General features: G+C 42.9%; 22 protein-coding genes. 20 read left to right on the top strand and 2 right to left on the bottom strand.

All coding sequences use genetic code 11. The features are described 5' to 3' along the window. Nucleotides 1–3: 3 nt before the first annotated feature. The 5 genes from nuoN to spoIID all read left to right on the top strand — a co-directional run bounded on the left by nuoN (nt 4) and on the right by spoIID (nt 5,405). Nucleotides 4–1,530: an NADH-quinone oxidoreductase subunit NuoN gene (nuoN, locus tag ABE28_RS22770; protein ID WP_064467123.1), complete on the top strand. Its 1,527-nt coding sequence runs from the start codon at nt 4–6 to the stop codon at nt 1,528–1,530. A 150-nt stretch (nt 1,531–1,680) separates the two neighbouring features. After that, the gene (locus ABE28_RS22765; RefSeq protein ID WP_061141263.1) at nt 1,681–1,923 is read left to right on the top strand and encodes a DUF1146 family protein; all 243 of its coding nucleotides are present in this window, start codon (nt 1,681–1,683) and stop codon (nt 1,921–1,923) included. A gap of 156 nt (nt 1,924–2,079) precedes the next feature. Further along, nucleotides 2,080–2,829 (top strand): YwmB family TATA-box binding protein, encoded by a 750-nt coding sequence (locus ABE28_RS22760; RefSeq protein WP_064467124.1) that lies wholly within the window; start codon nt 2,080–2,082, stop codon nt 2,827–2,829. A 32-nt stretch (nt 2,830–2,861) separates the two neighbouring features. Further along, nucleotides 2,862–4,163: a UDP-N-acetylglucosamine 1-carboxyvinyltransferase gene (gene murA / locus ABE28_RS22755; protein WP_064467125.1), complete on the top strand. Its 1,302-nt coding sequence runs from the start codon at nt 2,862–2,864 to the stop codon at nt 4,161–4,163. 204 nt (nt 4,164–4,367) lie between these two features. Further along, nucleotides 4,368–5,405, top strand: a complete 1,038-nt coding sequence (gene spoIID / locus ABE28_RS22750) for a stage II sporulation protein D (RefSeq protein WP_257390668.1) — start codon at nt 4,368–4,370, stop codon at nt 5,403–5,405. A gap of 19 nt (nt 5,406–5,424) precedes the next feature. Here spoIID and ABE28_RS22745 read toward each other — a convergent pair whose 3' ends face one another. Then, complete coding sequence (locus tag ABE28_RS22745) at nt 5,425–5,850, bottom strand: VanZ family protein (protein ID WP_064467126.1); 426 nt, start codon at nt 5,848–5,850, stop codon at nt 5,425–5,427. Nucleotides 5,851–6,002: 152 nt separating this feature from the next. Here ABE28_RS22745 and ABE28_RS22740 point away from each other — a divergent pair, with 152 nt between their 5' ends. From ABE28_RS22740 to ABE28_RS22705, 8 genes are all read left to right on the top strand, one after another. Then, nucleotides 6,003–6,902, top strand: a complete 900-nt coding sequence (locus ABE28_RS22740) for a stage II sporulation protein SpoIIQ (RefSeq protein WP_064467127.1) — start codon at nt 6,003–6,005, stop codon at nt 6,900–6,902. A 430-nt stretch (nt 6,903–7,332) separates the two neighbouring features. Next, nucleotides 7,333–7,605 carry a sporulation transcriptional regulator SpoIIID gene (gene spoIIID / locus ABE28_RS22735; RefSeq protein WP_034315767.1) on the top strand — a complete coding sequence of 91 codons (273 nt, stop codon included), beginning with the start codon at nt 7,333–7,335 and terminating at the stop codon, nt 7,603–7,605. Between the two features lie 281 nt (nt 7,606–7,886). Beyond that, entirely contained in the window at nt 7,887–8,888 is a 1,002-nt protein-coding gene (locus tag ABE28_RS22730) for a rod shape-determining protein (protein ID WP_064467128.1), read from the top strand. Between the two features lie 268 nt (nt 8,889–9,156). Continuing rightward, nucleotides 9,157–9,993: a flagellar hook-basal body protein gene (locus ABE28_RS22725; protein WP_064467129.1), complete on the top strand. Its 837-nt coding sequence runs from the start codon at nt 9,157–9,159 to the stop codon at nt 9,991–9,993. A gap of 55 nt (nt 9,994–10,048) precedes the next feature. Then, nucleotides 10,049–10,897, top strand: a complete 849-nt coding sequence (locus tag ABE28_RS22720; RefSeq protein WP_064467130.1) for a flagellar hook-basal body protein — start codon at nt 10,049–10,051, stop codon at nt 10,895–10,897. Nucleotides 10,898–11,068: 171 nt separating this feature from the next. After that, nucleotides 11,069–11,326: a DNA-directed RNA polymerase subunit beta gene (locus ABE28_RS22715; protein ID WP_064467131.1), complete on the top strand. Its 258-nt coding sequence runs from the start codon at nt 11,069–11,071 to the stop codon at nt 11,324–11,326. A 128-nt stretch (nt 11,327–11,454) separates the two neighbouring features. Beyond that, the gene (fabZ, locus tag ABE28_RS22710) at nt 11,455–11,883 is read left to right on the top strand and encodes a 3-hydroxyacyl-ACP dehydratase FabZ (protein WP_064467132.1); all 429 of its coding nucleotides are present in this window, start codon (nt 11,455–11,457) and stop codon (nt 11,881–11,883) included. Nucleotides 11,884–12,125: 242 nt separating this feature from the next. After that, a complete protein-coding gene (locus ABE28_RS22705) occupies nt 12,126–12,404 on the top strand; it encodes a hypothetical protein (protein WP_257390667.1) in 279 nt (92 codons plus the stop codon). A 100-nt stretch (nt 12,405–12,504) separates the two neighbouring features. Here ABE28_RS22705 and ABE28_RS22700 read toward each other — a convergent pair whose 3' ends face one another. Further along, a complete protein-coding gene (locus tag ABE28_RS22700; protein WP_064467133.1) occupies nt 12,505–12,939 on the bottom strand; it encodes a YwpF family protein in 435 nt (144 codons plus the stop codon). A 368-nt stretch (nt 12,940–13,307) separates the two neighbouring features. On the opposite strand from ABE28_RS22700, the gene ssb reads away from it, so the two are divergent. The 7 genes from ssb (at nt 13,308) to ABE28_RS22665 (ending at nt 19,916) form a co-directional block, all read left to right on the top strand. Next, the gene (ssb, locus tag ABE28_RS22695) at nt 13,308–13,670 is read left to right on the top strand and encodes a single-stranded DNA-binding protein (protein WP_064467134.1); all 363 of its coding nucleotides are present in this window, start codon (nt 13,308–13,310) and stop codon (nt 13,668–13,670) included. A gap of 16 nt (nt 13,671–13,686) precedes the next feature. Next, complete coding sequence (locus tag ABE28_RS22690; protein WP_064467135.1) at nt 13,687–13,980, top strand: hypothetical protein; 294 nt, start codon at nt 13,687–13,689, stop codon at nt 13,978–13,980. 289 nt (nt 13,981–14,269) lie between these two features. Beyond that, complete coding sequence (locus ABE28_RS22685) at nt 14,270–15,274, top strand: ABC transporter ATP-binding protein (protein ID WP_156775892.1); 1,005 nt, start codon at nt 14,270–14,272, stop codon at nt 15,272–15,274. Beyond that, nucleotides 15,255–16,223 carry an ABC transporter ATP-binding protein gene (locus ABE28_RS22680; RefSeq protein ID WP_064467137.1) on the top strand — a complete coding sequence of 323 codons (969 nt, stop codon included), beginning with the start codon at nt 15,255–15,257 and terminating at the stop codon, nt 16,221–16,223. The genes ABE28_RS22685 and ABE28_RS22680 overlap by 20 nt, the downstream gene beginning before the upstream one ends. A 44-nt stretch (nt 16,224–16,267) precedes the next feature. Beyond that, entirely contained in the window at nt 16,268–17,881 is a 1,614-nt protein-coding gene (locus ABE28_RS22675) for an ABC transporter substrate-binding protein (RefSeq protein WP_064467138.1), read from the top strand. Nucleotides 17,882–17,996: 115 nt separating this feature from the next. Beyond that, a complete protein-coding gene (locus ABE28_RS22670; protein ID WP_064467139.1) occupies nt 17,997–19,001 on the top strand; it encodes an ABC transporter permease in 1,005 nt (334 codons plus the stop codon). Nucleotides 19,002–19,013: 12 nt separating this feature from the next. After that, entirely contained in the window at nt 19,014–19,916 is a 903-nt protein-coding gene (locus tag ABE28_RS22665) for an ABC transporter permease (protein ID WP_064467140.1), read from the top strand. The last annotated feature ends 35 nt before the right edge of the window (nt 19,917–19,951 follow it).

The raw sequence follows: 19,951 nt of genomic DNA, 5'->3' as shown, positions 1-19,951 counted from the left end.
TAGATGGATTGGAACACGATGCTTTCGTATGATTGGGGAGCGATGATGCCGGAATTCATCATCCTTGGAACGACCATGGCTCTTTCGATATTGGATTTGTTCTGGCCGGTGCACTTTAATCGAAGGAAATTGGCATGGCTCGCGCTAACCGGTATCATTTTGGCAGGTTTGTCGCTGGTAAGCCTATTTTCGTTTGAAACTGTCAGTATTTTGTCGGATACGTTTCGTTTGGATTCTTTTGCAAAAGCCTTTAAGCTCCTGTTGTTAATTGGTGCGGGACTTATCATCCTTCTCGCGGAAGGATATGAACCGAAAGAAGGATTGCGAGAGCATCGGGGTGAATTTTATTATCTGTTCCTGACCGCTTTGCTTGGTGCGATGATCATGTCCTCAAGCGGCGATTTAATAACCCTGTTTGTCGGACTGGAGCTGCTTTCACTTTCATCTTATATATTGGTTGGAATACGTAAACGCGATCGTATAGCTAATGAAGCATCGATGAAGTATGTGATTAACGGCGGTATATCCACGGCGATCACCTTATTCGGAATGAGCTATTTATATGGGGTGACGGGTTCGGTCAATCTGGGCGAGATGAGCCGGACGATGGCTGGAATGACGGACGGACAGCTGCAATATATCATGGGTCTCGCATTCTTCATGGTTTTTGTCGGTTTATCCTTCAAGATTGCCGCCGCTCCCTTTCATATGTGGGCGCCGGATGTTTATGAAGGGGCACCGACACCTGTGGCTGCCTTCTTAAGCGTCATTTCGAAAATGGCGGGTTTTGTCATATTATTGCGCATTTTTCTTTCCTTGTTCCTGACCGCTCCCGGCGATGCCTTCGGGGCACTCGACTTTTTGGAAAAAAATGATGGCTATATAGCTTCAATGGCAGGTCTGACCATCATCATCGGTAATGTGGTAGCTTTAAGGCAGCAAAATCTAAAACGATTATTTGCCTATTCAAGCATTGCCCATGCGGGATACCTTCTTGTGGCTGTGGCTACATTGGGCGGAGGATATTTCCTTGTGGATACAATCTGGTATTATTTACTGGCATACGTATTGATGAACATCGGCGTATTTGCCGTCATTCAACTACTTTCCAGCCACAGCGGTTCAGACGATATTGGCATGCTTGCGGGATTAGGAAGGAAATCTCCTTTTCTGGCGGTTGCATTCACCATCTATATCCTTTCATTGGCGGGGATTCCGGGGACGACCGGTTTCATTGGCAAACTGAATATTTTCCTCGGAACATTCATTACGCAGCCAGGCCATTTCGTCCTTGCCGGAATCATGATTGCAGGCACCATCGTCTCCTATGTTTATTACTTCGGGTTATTGGTCCAGGTCTTTTTCCGGCCGGTTCATTCAGACAAGGTCTTAAAGATTCGCTCAGGTGTTTCCGCCGTCCTGATCATTTGTGCAATCGGCACCGTACTGTTGGGGGTTGTTCCAAATATTGCCTTCGATTTTATTCATGAACAATTTGGTGATTTTACAGACTTTATTTCAAGTAAATGATATAATGCAAGTAGATAGAGGCTTGTTCCATTGGACCAAGCCTCTATTTACAGTTTTAAAAAGATATTTTGCAATTCTTCCTTTTATATTCCAAATATGAAGGGGTTTTGTGTTAGAATGGAAGACGGGTGTCTTTTAGGAGGTATGTACATGTTTTCAGCAATGGGACAGCAGGCTTTAACAGGAATAATTGCACATTTGTTTTTCATTGCAGTTACCTGGTGGGCTCTACAGGCATTACATTTTGATAAAATGTTAAGATCGAATTCGGTCATCAAGGCCAGGGTCTTATATATTTTATTGACGGTTGCCATCGGTTCGGTTGTGAGTAATTTCTTCCTTGACTACCTGGGGTTTGCAAACCAGCTCCCGTATATGTTCAGTGATGACTGATAAGCTGTAAGACTTTGTTTATAGCAAAATACGATCCTACTCTTTTATTCGCCATGCCTACCTCTGCAAGTTGGAAGGTATCACTAATTGTCGGAAAACTCGAAGTATGATTTCTCTCCTTATGGTAATAATGCATAAAGAGGGGAGGAATTCAACATGTATAATATAAACAAAAAAATGTTAATATACATAGTATTTCTTGGTTTGATGGTGATTTTAATTGGGAATAGTACGATTGTGGCAGAAACTAAACCAGATATAGTCAAATTGGTCGGACTGTTACAAGAAGATAAGGATTTAGACATAGGTGATTGGTCTGTACTCGCTAGAGAAATAAATAAAGAGATTGCAACTAAACAAGAGTTCGAAAGCGAAGTGTACGCTTTAAAACAAAAATACCCTCAATTTCAATGGCACCGGGAAGATGATGCTTCCGGCTGGAAGGCTGAGGCGTTAACTTACAATGTCGATTCAGGTCTAACCGAATCTATCAAAATAATGACAACGGAAGAGGAATTTGATAAAGTTACCTATGTCATTTATGAAGTGAAGGGACAGAAGTGGGAAAAGGGCGATGCGGCCTTTTTTACAACGACATTCCAGAACAGGGTAAATGACCTATTTATAGGGACTCCTTCAATTTTTTCTTGTATTAAAGGGTCTATCAATGATAATATGGATTCGGTTTTAAACTCTAAAACTGAAGACCTGTTAGATATGTTCCAAGCAAGGGAAATTGAGAGTGTGCATGAAACAAACTTTACATCAATATCTGCACATTCAACATTGTTTAAACAACCTTTGACAAAAGAAAAATTAAATTTGCAGTTTGGGCTACGGACAGAAGGATTGGGTGAACGAACGAACTTTGTAGTTGGCACACCAATCATAACGTTTGAATATTAATATAGAGAAAATGGACGCGGAGGGGAATACTTTTGGAAAAAATCATCGTCCGCGGCGGAAAAAGGCTTAGCGGGACAGTTAAAGTAGAAGGTGCTAAAAACGCCGTTTTGCCAGTTATCGCTGCAACATTATTAGCAAGTGATGGGAAAAGTATCATTAAAGATGTTCCTACGCTCTCCGATGTATATACAATCAATGAAGTATTGCGCAACTTAAATGCAGATGTTGCCTTTCATGACAATCAAGTAACTGTAGATGCATCAAGAGAGTTATTAGAAGAAGCACCATTTGAATATGTACGTAAAATGAGAGCTTCCGTATTAGTGATGGGCTCCTTATTAGCAAGGAATGGCCGGGCCCGCGTTGCTCTTCCGGGTGGCTGTGCAATAGGCTCACGTCCTATCGATCAGCATTTGAAGGGCTTTGAAGCGATGGGAGCAAAAGTAAAGGTCGGCAATGGCTTCATTGATGCCGAGGTAGAAGGAAGGCTTAAAGGTGCACGTGTGTATCTAGACTTCCCGAGTGTGGGCGCCACTGAGAATATCATGATGGCTGCAACACTTGCTGAGGGTATTACCGTTCTGGAAAATGTGGCCAAAGAGCCTGAAATTGTAGATCTTGCGAACTTCCTTAATAAAATGGGTGCCAAAGTAAGAGGTGCCGGTACGGGTACGATGAGAATCGAAGGCGTCGATAAATTATATGGCGTTGAACATAATATTATACCTGACCGTATCGAAGCAGGTACTTTCATGACAGCCGCAGCACTTACTGGCGGTAATGTTCTTGTTCAAGGAGCTGTTCCTGAACACCTTACTTCCCTTATTGCCAAAATGGAGGAAATGGGCGTCAAGATCCTTGAAGAAGAAGATGGCTTGCGCGTCATCGGTCCAAAAACCTTGAAGGCGATTGATATCAAAACAATGCCGCATCCTGGTTTCCCGACTGATATGCAGTCACAAATGATGGCATTATTGTTGCGTGCTGATGGAACGAGTATGATTACGGAGACCGTTTTCGAAAACCGTTTCATGCATGTTGAGGAATTCCGTCGCATGAATGCCAATATTAAAATCGAGGGCCGCTCCGTTATCGTTAATGGACCGACTAACATCCAAGGTGCAGAGGTAGCTGCAACAGATTTACGTGCCGCAGCAGCGCTCATCCTGACCGGATTGGTTGCGGATGGCATCACTCGTGTTACAGAACTTAAGCATCTTGACAGAGGCTACGTGAACTTCCACGGTAAATTGGCAGCATTAGGTGCCGATGTGGAACGCATTAACGAAGATGTACCTGCCGAAACAAAGAAAATTGCCGATCTGAACGCATAAGATAGCATATAAAACCATTCACGTTTGAGTCATTAAATCGTGAATGGTTTTTTTTGTCTTGATCCTACATGCCTGGACTCCTGCAGAAGAGTTGCCGTTTTTCTATTCATAAATGCTCGTCCATCGACATACATTTGTTATGTACAGATCCTGCCGAAACAGGTAGGCACGGCAGAGAAAACAAGTGTAGGGAGGCTCAGGAGTTTGAAAGCAATCAAACCGATGATCATACTATTCATTGCAGTAGCATTCGTAATTATCATGATTCCAGCAGTGCTTGTGCTTCCATTTTCAAATGATAAGACAAGTGGGGAATTAGCCGAACAGTTAGAGAAGAAAGTGAAGAAGGAAGGTAATGAAGTAAGTGCAAATGAAATGAATTCCGTTGAAGTTGCCGTTTATCGTTCAAATGCAAAAAAGATTGAAAAAGTGCCGATGGAAACGTATTTGACTGGCGTGGTTGCATCTGAAATGCCAGCGGATTTTGAGGAAGAAGCATTGAAGGCACAAGCGTTGACGGCAAGGACATACATTGTCAATCAGCTTATTGGTGAGAGTCGGTCGGGCTTGCCGGACGGTGCCGATGTGAGCGATACGGTCATGCATCAAGTTTATAAGAATGACGATGAGCTCAAAAATCAATGGGGCTCTGAATATAAATCGAAGATGAAAAAAATCAGCAAGGCCATTAAGGAAACGGAGGGGCAAATCCTGACCTATGATGGAAAACCGATCACAGCCACCTTTTTTTCCACGAGCAACGGCTACACGGAGAATTCCGAGGACTATTGGCAAGCCGATTTCCCCTATTTAAGAAGTGTTTCAAGTCCATGGGATAAAGAAGAATCACCAAAATTTTATAATAAAGTCGTCGTGAACACAGCCGATTTTGAAAACAAACTTGGTGTAAGTCTTTCCTCGGGGACAACGATAGGCACGGTGGTTGAAAGAACATCAGGCAATCGTGTGGGCATCGTTGAAATCGGGGGAAAGAAATTGACGGGAAAACAGATACGTGAAAAGCTTGGCTTGACATCATCGGATTTTAACTGGGAGCGCCAAGGCAACCGGATCGTCATCACGACAAAGGGGTCGGGGCATGGCGTTGGGATGAGCCAATATGGTGCCAATGGAATGGCCAGGGAAGGAAAAAACTATGAAGATATCGTAAAGTATTACTATAAAGGGGTCAAAGTTCAGTCATCGAATAAGTGGCTGAATACGATGACCGCAAAAAAATGAGATGGGAAATCCCCATCTCTCATTTTTTTGCGCTTATTTTTTCTATGGTGGTCAAAAATCCGCGTCCATGCTTAAAATAGTGATATTGAACATGAAAATAGACAGCAGCCACTCCAATGATATCTTTAATGATATCTATTAAGGTTGCTGAGCGGTACGGAATGAAGGATTGATGGTATTCATCCAAAACTCCATAAAGACATGCAGCAAGGGCCGCAACCAGGCTTAAGCCTGGTTTCAATTTATGGTTTGCGGCAAGGGCCGAAACGAATAAAATGAACAAAATGGCAAATTCGACAAGATGAAGTGCCTCTTTTATAAATCGGTCGACCGAGGATGATGGAAGATCAAGTATCATGTCATCGGGGTTGCCCGACATTATCCAAATCGCAATCATATATAGGAAAGGCAATAGTGTTAACACGATTCTAAAGGCTTTTTTCATGAATTAAACATCCTTCAACAGTGAGATACCAAACATTTTACCATTCCACGAATAAAATCGGATTCATTTCCACAAAATAAATCTAAAAAAATTTTTTCCTGAGTGTATATATTCTTAACAAAATGTTCAGAATGATTGCTGAGGTGATTAATATGAGAGAGGAAGAAAAGAAACCAACTTCCACAATCCGACGTATACTGAAACAACGTTGGGCGTTAGCAGCAATCTATATCGCAAGTGCAGCCATAATCTTAGCCGCGGCCTTCTTATTACAAAATAGTTTCAATGATTCAGCTAAAGATGGCAAAGAGGACTCAGCTGAAACAGGTAAAAACTATGGTGAGCCTTCTGTAGAGGTCAATAGTAATCTCGAAACAACCAAAATGCCTGTAGAGAATGCGAATGAAACGGTAATCAAGAAACAGTTTTATGATGTGAATGCAGATGAAAAGTCGCAAGAAGATGCATTGGTTTTCTACAACAATAGATATGAGCAAAATAAAGGGATCGACATTGCAATGGAAGACGGAAAGTCTTTCGATGTTAAGGCTTCCTTAAGTGGAAATGTAACAAAGGTTCAAAATGATGCATTACTTGGAAATCTAATTGAAGTAGAGCATGAAGATAATGTCGTTACTCGTTACCAATCCGTAAAAGACATTAAGGTAGCTGTCGGTGACAAGGTGAAACAAGGTCAATCTCTCGCAAAAGCGGGAAAAAGCCAAATCAATGAAGAAGCTGGCGTACATGTCCACTTCGAAATCAGAAAAGATAACATCGCGCTGAATCCGATTGAATTTTTCGATAAACAAGCTTCTGCCATTCAAGCTGCAACTGAAGCGGAAGGAAGCGAACTTGACGACTCAGCCAAAAAAGAAGAAACACCTGCAGTCGAAGAATCCGAAACTGGCAAGGATGAAACTCCAGCCGTTGACGAAACTGACGAAAGCACAGATTTAGAAAATGGCACGGATAAGGAAGGCTCAACTCCAGGTGAAGATACAACCGAAGAGAGCGGCTCCTTAAAAGATTCGTTGAATCAATCTAATTAAATAAGATTTTTCATAAATCAAAACGAAAACCTTTGGCGTTACGAATGACAACAACTGAAAAATTTGGTAAAAGGAAGCCATCCCTCAGGACGGCTTCCTTTTTTATAGAGGAAATCCGTTAACGTATGCTTAAATGTTTGGATTTCCGACAAATTTCTTGGGAAATAATTCGCTTTTCCCGAAAATTGAACAGGTGGTACTCAGAAATAAATCCGAACGCCCTGTCCCATTAGGCATATATTCTTAACCAAGCTAATAAGATGTTATAAACCATGAAAAGAGAGTGTTTGAGGTGAGGAATCGTTTATTACAAATTATCTAATAGGTGAATAATTCTATCTTTCATTGTTTATAGGGCAGCGGTATTCGATTCGAAAAATACGAATCTCATTTCACACTTCTCACATCCAATTTGGGGAGGTCGAGTGGTGTGCACGATTACATCAAAGAAAGAACTATCAAGATAGGAAAGTATATCGTGGAAACTAGAAAAACGGTCCGCGTCATTGCAAAAGAGTTCGGAGTCTCAAAAAGTACAGTCCATAAAGACTTGACGGAGAGGCTGCCAGAAATTAATCCTGATTTGGCTAACGAAGTAAAGGATATATTGGATTACCATAAATCCATTCGTCACCTTAGAGGCGGAGAAGCAACGAAATTAAAATATAAACGCTCTGAAAGAGAAGAAGAAATCGTCAAATAATATAGGTACCCATCCCGGCATTTGGATGTGAATCGAGCTATTAGGGGAAGGATGTAATCCAATCCTTGACGGCGATTCACTGCCGGGATTTTTTTATGGGCAAAAAACGGGGATGGTACATATGGTATCGAAAATATTTACATTTTGGTAAAATAGGAAATAAAAGTATCCGTTAACGTTTATTTATAATTCATACTTACTTGTGTCAATGCAATATGGTAAAATAAACAATTAGGACAGAAGTAGGTTATATGTGAGGATATTCAAGGAGGATTTAAGAAATGTTTGCTAGAGATATTGGGATAGATCTTGGAACAGCCAATGTTCTTATACATGTCAAAGGTAAAGGAATTGTGTTAAATGAGCCTTCGGTAGTGGCGATTGATAAGAATACGAACCGTGTTCTTGCTGTCGGGGAAGAAGCTCGTAAAATGGTGGGCCGGACCCCGGGAAACATCATTGCCATCCGCCCTTTGAAAGATGGAGTCATTGCGGATTTTGATGTAACAGAATCGATGCTTAAGCATTTTATCAATACATTGAATGTAAAGGGCTTCCTTTCCAAGCCGAGAATATTGATTTGCTGCCCGACAAACATAACGAGCGTCGAACAAAAGGCAATTAAAGAAGCTGCTGAAAAAAGCGGCGGAAAGAAAGTATTCCTTGAAGAAGAACCTAAAGTGGCTGCAATTGGCGCAGGCATGGATATTTTTCAGCCGAGCGGGAATATGGTCGTGGACATAGGCGGGGGTACAACGGATATAGCCGTGCTGTCAATGGGTGATATCGTTACATCTTCATCCATTAAAATGGCCGGTGATAAATTCGACAACGAAATCCTGCATTATATCAAGCGGAAGTATAAGCTTCTGATTGGTGAGCGTACGGCGGAAAACATCAAGATCGAAGTTGCAACCGTCTTCCCTGGTTCACGTAATGAAGTCATCGATATTCGTGGCCGTGATATGGTGTCGGGCTTGCCTAGAACGATCTCGGTCAACTCTGAAGAGATTGAGGAAGCTCTTCGCGAGCAGGTTTCCGTCATTGTACAAGCTGCCAAAAGCGTACTTGAGCGGACACCGCCTGAACTTTCGGCTGATATCATCGACCGCGGCGTCATCTTAACGGGCGGTGGAGCATTGCTTCACGGTATCGATTTACTGCTTGCCGAAGAACTTAAAGTACCTGTACTCGTTGCCGAGCATCCAATGGATTGTGTAGCAATCGGAACTGGAATCATGCTTGATAATATGGACAAATTGCCAAGGCACAAATTCAACTAAAAAGCGGATGGGAATCTGCATCATAAGATAAGGGTCTAAGGTTCAGACAAACATGAGGCATAGTGAAAGTGCGTGCGGTTCTAGTACTGATGAGCAATAGGCCCTCTTCTTTTATTCGGTTATTTAACACCATTCCTTTAAATCTGACCTAGCCAATACTACTTCTGCCTAAAGCTTTTCTTTTTCCCTTAAGATACCGATGTTCAGTCCGATAAGAAATATATAAGAATGAACGGTATGAGTTTTTAAAGAATGAGGAGTGAAGAAGATGCTAAGAGGGTTTTATACAGCTGCTTCCGGGATGATTACACAGCAAAGGCGCACTGAATTACTCACAAACAATATGTCCAATGCAAATACAACAGGGTATAAAGCGGATCAGACGAGTGTAAGGTCATTTCCGGAATTGCTTATCAGCAACATGGGGGGCAAAACGATTCCTACTGAAAATAAATTGGGAATCCCTCAAATCTCCAAGGTTGGGGCCCTCAGTACCGGCGTCTACGTACAGGAGGCTAACCCGTTATTCACCCAGGGTACATTGGAGGAAACAGGGCTCAATACCGATATGGCCTTGGCTGATGAGAACCTGCCGATCAATGAAGATCGACGGAAAGGTTCTGTGCTTTTTACTGTCCAGGATGGAGATGGCGGACTCCGTTATACACGGAACGGCAGCTTTACCCTTGATGGGCAAGGATATTTAACTACCCCTTCAGGTCACTATGTCCTGAATGAAAATAAGGAACGGATCAAGCTAGAGAGCGACAGGTTCACCGTTACGGATGACGGTGTCATTTTAGAGGGGAATATTCAAACCGCACGACTGGGCATCGGCTATTCAGATGATCCATCTTCCCAGCTGATGAAGGACGGGGAAGGCCTGTATAAGGCTGTGGGGGATGAGGAATTGCCTAGCGCATATGCGGCTGTTGAAGGCGGTTTTTCCACCAAGCAAGGCTTCCTGGAAGGCTCAAATGTCGATCAATCGAGAACGATGACGGAAATGATGTCCGCATATCGCTCGTTTGAATCCAGTCAGAAGGTCCTTCAAGCCTATGATAAAAGTTTGGATAAAGCGGTCAATGAAGTTGGCAGGCTTTAAGTCGACATAAGAAGAAAAACGTCTCTGGAAATTTGAACATGTAAGGGGAATACTCTTGAATAGGACCATGATGACAGCGACAAATACGCTGAACCAACTTCAAAGCAAAATTGACCAAATAAGCAATAATATCGCCAATGTTGATACGAATGCCTACAAAAAGACCCAAACGAGCTTCAATGACTTATTGACACAGAGTTTCAATAATCAACCGAATGAGTCCAAGGAAAAAGGAAGGCTGACGGCACCTGGCATCCGGCAGGGAACAGGCGCTATGCTAAGCCAATCTCAATTGGTGCTTTCACAGGGAGCAATAAAGACGACAGACCGTAACCTTGATGCTGCATTGACTAAGGAAGACCAATTCTTCACTGTGAGCGTTCAGGATGGTAAAGGGGTCAATACAAGGCTGACACGGGATGGTGCATTTTACTTATCACCCAATGCCAATGATCCCGATCAAATGATACTGGTTACATCCGCCGGACATAAGGTTCTCGACGAAAATGGTGAACCCATCCTTATTGCTGGGAATATTACGGACATTAAGATTACGGAAGATGGAGTCCTGAAGGTAGAAACTGAGGAAAATGGTGAAGAAAGCTTCGGACTTGGCATCGTCTCGGTCAAGAAGCCGCAATTTCTTGACAGGCTAGGCGGAAATTTACTTGGCCTGCCTGAAAACATCAATCGCCTTGATGTAAACGTGGATGATATCATGACTGCTTTAACCGGTGCTTCCCGAAATCAAATAGCTGTACGCCAAGGTGCACTAGAGTCATCCAATGTCGATTTATCAAAAGAAATGTCTGATTTGATCAATGTTCAGCGATCGTACCAGTTCCAATCCCGATCCATCACGATGGCAGATCAAATGAGTGGATTAATCAATGGTATCCGTTAAGTCATCTGGAAAATGAAAATGCCTTCCTGCGAATTTACAGCAAATCGGTTATAATGGATTCATAACAAGAGAATCGTTTGGGCCTAACATTTTGCATAGTTGCCGAATTCCTGGAGTATAGGAAAAATAAGTCGGCGGGTTTTCTTAGATAAAGGAGCTTTCACATTCTATATGGAACAACAAAATCGCGTAATGAGACAACAGATTGAAGAAGAGATAATTGAAGTCGAGACGAAACCGAGCCGTAGAATCAGGGTGCGTCTTTTGCCAATTTGGCTTCGTTTACTCATTGTTATTGGATTGATATTCATTGCTGCATTATCAGGTGCGCTTTTAGGCTACAGTGTCATTGGGGGAGGACATGCACTGGATGTTTTCCAAAAATCCACATGGACCCATATTATTGATATAGTGAACAAGGGCGCGTAAGTCCCTTGTTCATCGAGGTGAAAAACGCGTTAACGGACTTATATGACTGGCTCACTGCACCTCTGTCTTCAGGGCAGGGGCGAGTCTCGTCATGTTGTTAAAAAAATGAATACGTAGGAGGAACAATCATGCTTGATATCACACAAATAAAAGAAATCATCCCTCATCGCTACCCATTTTTATTAGTGGATCGGATTATCGAAATAGATGAAGGGAAAAGAGCGGTAGGGTTGAAGAATGTTTCTGCCAACGAGGAATTCTTTAATGGCCATTTTCCTGACTATCCAGTGATGCCTGGGGTATTGATTGTAGAAGCTTTGGCGCAGGTTGGTGCTGTAGCGGTATTGAAACAAGAGGAATATTACGGACGCCTGGCATTTTTTGCTGGAATTGATGGCTGTCGCTTTAAAAAGCAAGTCAAACCGGGCGATCAACTGCGCCTGGAAGTTGAAATAGTGCGAATGAGAGGCTCGATGGGCAAGGGGAAAGCGGTCGCAACTGTAGATGGCGAGATAGCATGTGAAGCCGAAATCATGTTTGCCTTTGGTGACAAATAAATCTTCTCCATATTTTCTAAATATTGGTTTAAACGATCGTCAAGAGGTGTATATATTAAGAGCACTGCAAAGCTCATTAATGCAAACTGAATGTTAGACTATTTTTTATTCTCCCTTTGAATGCCGGCCTTTTTGTCCGGCATTTTTTTATGTTTTCTTTTTAAATTTTAATTAGGACGCAAGTTATTTTCACATTCGGGGCAAAATAGCTAATGATTAAGAAAGAAGGGAGGTTGCCAAAAATGATGAAAAGCAGAATTTTAGCACTAATTGGGGGATCTTTATTATCCATAATGTTCCTTGCCGGATGTGGAACGAATGATAATGATAACAATCCCGCGCCAGAAGATGATAACAATATCATGGAAGATGATAACAATGGCGTAAATGATAACGATATGAATGATAATGATGTGAATGATCTGGATAAAGATGATGACGGTATGATGGAAAATGATGATAATGGCATGGATAACGATGATGACCTAATTAAAGATGATAAAAAAGATAACAATAAGTAATTAAGTAAAAAAGACTGGCCTAGTGAAGAAGGATGAACATCCTTTCAACTATGTCAGTCTTTTTTTTTGCATTCGGTTAGGGGGATCGAGGGCAGAATCTTTACTTATTCGTTGCCAATTTAGGCTTCGAGCGGATTTTTTGCTTGAATTCATTTATTAATTCATCACCGACTAGGCCTTTTTGGACCAAATCCTCCAGCAGGAGTTCTGCATATTTGCTGCGCGTTTTTTTAATTTCACCAACGAATAAGAGGCTATAATGGTTGCCTACCTTTCTGATCGTTCGTAAGGCTGTGTGAAACAAAGCCGGTTCATTATCTTTTTTTGTAATGACAGCCTGGATATACACCTCTCCGTCTATATTGGGAAGTGATGGTTCAAGCTCCTTGAAATGATCTTCCTCCACAAAGGCTTCCAGTAGCCAGGTTCTAGCGTCGTTTTCCTTGTTTATTATCAGCCCGTCTGTTAATGCAATATCAATCACGTGTAAATTCTCCGTAACAATTTGCAACGAGATCAATTTAAACGATTTCATCCAATTCCTCCGTTTCTTGCCAAAAGAGCGGTAAATACCTCTCTCATACGTAATTTTTAATCTATCCAAAATGATACACGTCGATTAATCCTTATAAAGGTAATTATATCATACTAAAAAACGATGATTTAATGAAATGAAAACCCAGCAATTGTCTAAATTATGAACGATAGGATATAATTTTGCAAAATATTTAATTTTGTTAACTATTTGATTATTAACTGATTTTACCCAGGGTAAATTGATTTTGAACCAACTCCAAGCCATTTTCGATTAGGGAAAGACCGAAATAACGCCATTTCAGTCATTTTTTATTTATTTGAAGAACGAGTATGATTAAAACATCTTAAAGAGAGAGGAGAGAAAAGATGATTAACCAAGTAACCCTTGTCGGCAGGCTTACAAAGGATCCTGTGTTAAGATATACCCCCGATGGCAAGGCTGTTTCCAATGTCACGTTAGCGGTCAACCGTCATTTCCGTAATACGGTTGGTGACTATGAAGCGGACTTCGTACAGTGTATCATATGGAAAAAGTCGGCTGAAAATACTGCCCAGTATTGTAAAAAAGGGACCTTGATCGGGATTACGGGCAGGATTCAAACGAGGACATACGAAAACAAAGATGGCAAAAATATATATGCAACTGAAGTGGTCGCGGACTTGGTTCAGTTCATTGGACCTAAACAGCAAGACATGAAGCCAAAGGACTTTCAGCATATTGGGTTATAAACTTGGAGGTAAAGTAATGAGCGAAGAATGTAAGGATTGCCTTCGTAAAGAAGATTCCCTATATAAAATCTTGCAGACCAATAAGCATATGGAAGAACGCCTTAGTGTATTGATTGGTCATGTGGCGAAGACGCAAGTAAGAACCTGGGATAATGAATATGAAATAGGCCAGGTTAAGTCGATGCATATTGAATTGGAAACGCAAAACAAGTATTTATATGACCATAATGAAAAATTAACAGAAAGGATTTCGGCTCTCGAAAAAAGTGCAGGACTTTTAGCTGACAGAAAAAAACTCCGCAAAGCTTGAGGAAGATAACGAGCTGCATTTCCCTCTTAATCCCCCTATAGCTAAATGGCTTTTCACCGCTTTATACTCCGATTTACTTCCTTGTGAAATCAAATTTGTTGATTTCCCTCCTGTTAATGACTGCCAAAAGCAGTCTTTTTTTATGCCAAAATTAACATTTTTCATAAAAAATAAAAAATAATTCAATCAAATTAGAATTTTTAGAAAATATATTGTAATATTTTAATTTTGATGCAATAATAAACCAAATAATATAATGGGAAAAAAGTTATAAATAGGAAGTGATTTGATGGAAGAACCGATTATTAAGGTCAATGGGCTGCGAACCAGTTTTCGTACGGACGATGGGGTGATTCCGGTTGTGAATTCAATCGATTTCCACGTCAATCCCGGCGAAGTGCTAGGGATTGTAGGGGAGTCGGGATGCGGAAAGAGCGTAACTTCTTTGTCCATAATGGGACTGGTTTCTTCGCCGACGGGCAAGGTGGAAGGGGAAATCCTTTTTAAAGGGGAGAATATCGCAAATGCCTCTGAAGCGAAAATGAGAAAGATTCGCGGGAATGATATAGCGATGATATTCCAGGAGCCGATGACAAGTCTGAATCCTGTGTTCACAATTGGAGATCAATTGGTGGAGACGCTCCGAATCCATAAAAAGTGGAGCAAAAAACAGGCTAGGCTCAGGGCTGTTGAAATGCTGAAGCTGGTTGGTCTTGGCCGCGCCGAGGAATTGATCAATGAATATCCGCATCAGCTTTCAGGCGGGATGAGACAGAGGGTCATGATCGCCATGGCCATGATCTGTGAGCCGAAGCTACTTATCGCGGATGAACCGACCACGGCGTTGGACGTGACGATCCAAGCGCAAATTTTGGAATTGATGAAGAACTTAAATAAAGAGACGGATACCGCCATCATGATGATCACCCATGATCTTGGTGTGGTGGCCCAGATGTGTGAACGTGTCATTGTCATGTATGCAGGCAAGGTAATAGAGGAAGGGAATGTGCAAACGATTTTCCAAAATCCGAAGCATCCTTATACAGTCGGATTACTTCAGTCGATACCGGACATGCGGATAAAGAAAGAGCGCCTTTACTCAATTCCCGGTAATGTCCCAAAACCGGGGACAAGCAGCCTTGGATGCCAGTTTGCACCGCGCTGTTCACATGCCATGGAGCAATGTGTGAATGAGGCACCTTCTCTATTGGATTTTGGCGATGGTCAGCAAGTCCGTTGCTGGCTTTATGAAGATGGGAAAGGAGCAGCCCTGCATGAATCAAACATTGGTTAAGGTGGAAAACCTTAAGAAGCATTTTCCGATTAAAGGAGGCGTGCTAGGAAAGACCGTTGGGGAGGTCAAGGCCGTGGATGGCTTATCGTTTTCCATTTATAAAGGGGAAACCTTGGGTCTTGTGGGTGAAAGCGGTTGCGGAAAATCGACAACGGGAAGGCTATTGCTTCGATTGCTCGAGCCGAGTGAGGGGAATGTTTATTTCGAAGGGAAGGACCTGACATCTTTATCTTCGCGGGATATGAGAAAAATGCGCCGTGAAATGCAGATGGTATTCCAGGACCCATTCGCTTCGCTGAATCCTAGACATACAGTGGAAAAGATCTTGGAAGAACCGCTTATCGTCCATGGAGTGAAAGATAAAAAGGCTCGCAAGGCCCGTGTAAAGGAGCTGCTAAAGGTTGTCGGCTTAAGCGGTTACCATGCGAAAAGGTACCCGCACCAATTCAGCGGGGGCCAGCGTCAGCGCATCGGCATCGCCAGGGCACTCGCCGTTAACCCGAAATTGATCATCGCCGATGAGCCGGTATCTGCATTGGACGTTTCGATTCAGGCGCAGGTCTTGAACCTCCTGCAGGATTTGCAGGAAGATTTTGATTTGACTTATCTTTTCATTGCCCATGATCTTGGAGTTGTGAGGCATATCTCTGACCGTGTCGGTGTCATGTATCTGGGACATATAGTCGAGTTGACGGAGAGTGAGGAACTGTATGAAGATCCCCTCCATCCATATACACAAGCTTTATTATCAGCCGTGCCGATTCCCGATGTGGAATACAAGGGAGATAGGGTGATCCTGCAGGGCGATGTTCCAAGTCCTTCGAACCCTCCAAGCGGCTGTCCCTTCCATACGCGGTGCCCAAAAGCGCTGGTGGAGTGTCAATCGGAAAAGCCGATCTTGCATGAACATAAACCTGGTCACTACGTTGCTTGTCATTTATATAACTGACATGACGGCGTATACATAAATCTTGAAAAATAAGGGGGAAGAAAATGAAGAAATCATTAGCTTTATTGTTGACTTGTATCCTGGCCCTGTCATTGGCGCTAGCGGGATGCTCCTCGTCCACATCGAAAGAGGACGGCAAAGGAGGAGGATCGGGGGAAGCGAAGGGCGGTACATTGATTTATGGTAAAGGCGGAGATGCCGTCGGTCTTGACCCAGCTATCGTAACTGATGGTGAATCGTTCATCGTCACACAACAAATTTTTGAAACGCTAGTAAAATATGGAGAAGATAATACAGAGATAAAACCTGGCCTTGCCGAATCTTGGGATGTATCTGATGACGCAAAGACCTACACATTCAAATTGAAAACGGGAATCAAGTTCCATGATGGCTCCGATTTCAATGCAGATGCTGTCGTAAAGAACTTTCAACGCTGGGCAAAAAGCAAGGATGAAGGGAAATTCGCTTATTATGCCTCCATGTTCGGAGGATTTGAAGGTGATGAAGGCCATGTCATCAAGGAAGTGAAAGCAGTTGATGCAAGCACGGTTGAATTCACATTGAACCGTCCGCAGGCGCCATTCCTGAAAAACATTGCCATGCCTACATTTGCCATTGCCAGTCCGGCTGGTTTGGAAAAAGAGGGAGACGGCTTTACGAAGAACCCTTCTGGAACAGGTCCTTTCAAATTCAAGTCATGGAAGCCTGGCGATACGATCGAAGTGGTGAAAAACGAAGACTATTGGCAAAAAGGACTGCCAAAACTTGATGGAATCACGTTTAAAGTCATTAAAGATAACTCTGCACGTTTAAATGCTGTAATCAAAGGTGAAATTGACTTAATGGACGGTTTGAACCCAAGCGATATCAGTAAAGTTACAGGTGATGACAAATTGCAGTTATTCGAACGTCCATCCATGAATGTCGGCTACTTTGGATTCAATGTTGAGAAAAAGCCTTTCGACAAAAAAGAAGTGCGTCAGGCCATCTCGCATTTGATCAACAAAAAGGAAATCATCGATAACTTCTTCGAAGGAACAGCGGAGCCTGCAAAGAATCCAATGCCGCCTTCCGTTTCTGGATACAATGACAATATCGAAGACTATGACTATGATGTCGAAAAAGCGAAGGAACTTCTGAAAAAAGCAGGATATGAAAAAGGATTCAAAATGGATCTATGGGCAATGCCTGTACCACGTCCATATATGCCAGATGGTCAAAAAGTGGCCGAGGCCATTCAAGCCAGCTTAAAGCAGGTAGGTATTGAGGCAAATATCGTTTCATACGAATGGGCTGCATATCTAGAGAAAGTGCAGGCTGGTGAGGCTCAATCCTTCATGCTAGGCTGGACTGGGGATAATGGAGATGCAGATAACTTCCTTTATGCCTTATTGGATAAAGACAATATCGGCTCAAACAATTATTCCCGTTATGCAAATGATGAAGTGCACGATCTATTGATCGAGGCCCAGTCCACGGCAGATGAAGCCAAGCGTAATGAGTTATATGGAAAAGCCCAGGAAATCATCCATGATGATGCACCATGGGTTCCACTTGTCCATTCTTTACCTCAGCTAGCCGGATCCAAGACTGTCAAAGGGTTTGTTCCACATCCAACTGGTTCGCAATCCCTTATTAACGTTTCTTTAGAAAATTAACCGTAAGGACCGGGTAGTATGTAGTTTTGCATGCTTCCCGGTTTTGTTATGGATTGCATTTCAAAAGAATAAAGGACGCTAAAAAGGACCGTTATGCTAAAGGAGGGTGATTGTTATGTTTTCCTATACCGTACGACGTTTAGGATCTCTCATTCCAGTACTGCTCGGAATGGCTTTTATTGTATTCATGATGATTCGGGCGATTCCAGGTAATCCTGCACAGGTGATTCTTGGGCAGCAAGCAACAGAAGAGGCTGTTGCGGCAATGACCAAGCAACTAGGACTGGATAAGCCTTGGTTCGTTCAATTTTGGGACTATTTAGCAGGATTGGTGCAGGGTGATCTCGGTGTATCGCTAAAAACGAATAGTCCTGTTTCCGAGGAAATTGGGCCATATTTAATGGCCACGATAGAGCTGGCATTGATTGCCATGATCATCGCTGTCGTCATTGGGGTAAATGCGGGAATCATCTCGGCCTGGTTCCAAAACTCATGGTTTGACTATGTGGCGATGGTGATCGCGTTGGTGGGCTTGTCCATGCCGATATTCTGGCTTGGATTGATGGAGCAATACATCATCTCCATTCAATGGGACTTGCTTCCGACGACAGGCCGGGATAACATCAGGGACCCCGTCGAGGCCATAACTGGACTTTACCTGATTGATACACTCATGAATGGCAGGCTCGATCAGTTTTTTGAAGTGATCAGGCATCTCATTTTGCCGGGATTGGCGCTTGCGACCATTCCGATGGCAATCATTGCAAGGATGACACGTTCATCCATGCTCGAAGTCATGAGGTCGGATTTCATCCGCACCGCCCGTGCTAAGGGAATGAAAATGTTTTGGGTCGTTTACAAGCACTCCTTGAAGAATGCCTTGATTCCCGTAGTGACGGTCATCGGTCTGCAGACAGGATTGCTTTTGGGCGGGGCCATTTTAACGGAAAACATTTTTGGCTGGCCAGGTATCGGTACATATATCTATGATGCAATCCTATCCCGGGATTATCCGGTCATACAGTCCGGGATTCTTGTCATCGCCTTTTTATTCGTCATGATCAATTTAATTGTGGACTTGTTGTATGCAGCGATCGATCCTAGGATCAAGTATAAATAGGGAGGGAAACTCATGCCTGAAATAGCAACGAATACATCGCCAATTCTTCCTCATAAAGAGGCAGAGGATCAAGTCATCTCTCCCTGGAAGGAAGGATGGAAGAGCTTTAAGAAGAATAAGGTGGCCCTGGTAGGTCTCGGCATCGTTTTATTTTTCATCTTGATCGCCATCTTCGCTCCACTCATTGCACCATATTCATTCGAGGGACAAAAGCTAAGTGATAAACATTTGGCGCCATCTGCAGAACATTGGTTTGGAACGGATGAATTCGGCCGTGATATTTTAAGCCGGGTCATTTATGGATCGCGAATATCGATTGGAGTCGGCTTTTTATCTGTAGCCGGATCTGTTTTGGTCGGGTCCTTCCTTGGAATCATCGCCGGTTATTATGGAAAGTGGATAGATACGATCATTTCGAGGGTTTTTGATATCATTTTGGCGTTTCCAAGTATCCTGCTTGCCATTGCGGTGGTAGCGGTTTTGGGACCTTCCCTTCGCAATGCGCTCATTGCCATTGCCATCGTTAATGTCCCGATATTCGGGCGGCTTTTACGTTCACGGGTGTTAACGGTGAAAGAAGAAGAATACGTAACGGCTGCAAAGGCCATTGGAATGGGAGATGGGCGGATCCTTCTTCATCACGTTCTTCCAAATAGCCTTGCGCCGATTATCGTGCAAGGGACCCTGGCGATTGCCACTGCCATCATTGAGTGTGCAGCACTCGGTTTCCTCGGTCTTGGGGCACAGCCGCCAGCACCAGAGTGGGGGAAAATGCTAGCCGATTCAAGATCTTTTATCATTCAGGCCCCTTGGACGGTCCTTTTTCCTGGACTAGCAATCATGCTTACGGTCCTTGGCTTCAATCTTATGGGGGATGGCCTGCGTGATGCTTTGGATCCGCGAATGAAAAACTAGAGAATAAAGGGTGATGTTAGTTTAACATCACCATC

Origin of the sequence: Peribacillus muralis, assembly GCF_001645685.2 — a bacterium.
GTDB lineage: Bacteria > Bacillota > Bacilli > Bacillales > DSM-1321 > Peribacillus > Peribacillus muralis_A.
Note: the sequence above shows the minus strand (reverse complement) of the source record. Positions and strands in the feature narration are given on the sequence as shown.